The sequence below is a fragment of the Vibrio sp. 1249-1 genome, from assembly GCF_033340495.1.
On record NZ_JAWOWJ010000198.1, the window covers coordinates 1 to 960 of the forward strand.

Below are 960 nucleotides of genomic sequence, written 5' to 3' on the forward strand. Positions count from 1 at the left end.
TTGTCACCTTTGTTAACTTCTAGTTGAGCCATAATGCGTTCGTCTAACCAAAGCTGGTTAGGCTTCACGCGACCTGACTCATTCCCATCTAAAACCAACTCTCCCATTAAGGGATAACTTTCATCAACACCTCGTACAGAAACAAGCTGCATTCCGTTATCGCTAAAAGCCATGGTCGAAAATCGGGTCATAACGGAGCGCTCAAGTTGCTCTGTCGATTTTAATAGCGAGTCAGATAATGGGTTTGCGGAAACGAACACCGCATCCGCTGTTAATGCATCCTTCCCCTGCTTGACAATCACTTGCTCCATACGAGATGCAAGTGCAGACAATGCAAAAATACTCGCGATGACCAACACAAGAGCGACGCTGATCGGCCAGAGGTTTCCTTGCCTAATTTCGCCCAAACTCCAACGCACCAAACTTTTATTCGGAGAGTGTTGCTTCAATCCACGTTGATCTGAAGATGTTACTTCACTTGAAGATACTGCTGACATTACATCTCCTCCTTAAGCTCACCCGCCTCCATACGATAAATTCTGTCGCATCGGCTTGCTAAGTTCACATCATGAGTGACCAATATTAATGTCGTACCGTGCTGGCTATTGAGATCGAACAACAGCTCGATGACTTTGTCCGCGGTTTGGTGATCAAGGTTCCCTGTCGGTTCATCAGCAAACAGCAATTCTGGCTGAGTCATAAATGCCCTGGCCAACGCAACGCGTTGTTGTTCGCCACCAGAAAGTTGACTTGGTAAGTGGTCGAGTCGCTTTTCCAATCCTACGGCGCTTAATAATTCTGTCGCTCGTGCTTCATCTTCGGCTTCTCCGCGTAAAAGACACGGTAAGGTCACATTGCGAAGTGCACTCAAACTTGGGATAAGTAGAAAGCTTTGAAAGACAAATCCTAGAGAATCGGCTCGGATTTTCGCACGAGCTTCGTCATCTAGCTTCGAAAGTT

The 960-nt window shown here is 46.6% G+C and carries 1 protein-coding gene and 1 pseudogene; both read right to left on the reverse strand.

Annotated elements, in window-relative coordinates:
• Positions 1-497, reverse strand: a pseudogene (locus R7Z50_RS25220) (ABC transporter permease); the annotation flags it as partial.
• On the reverse strand, positions 497-960 hold a 464-nt coding region (locus R7Z50_RS25225; RefSeq protein WP_318149450.1), incomplete at its 5' end, for an ABC transporter ATP-binding protein. The pseudogene R7Z50_RS25220 and the gene R7Z50_RS25225, both read right to left, overlap by 1 nt.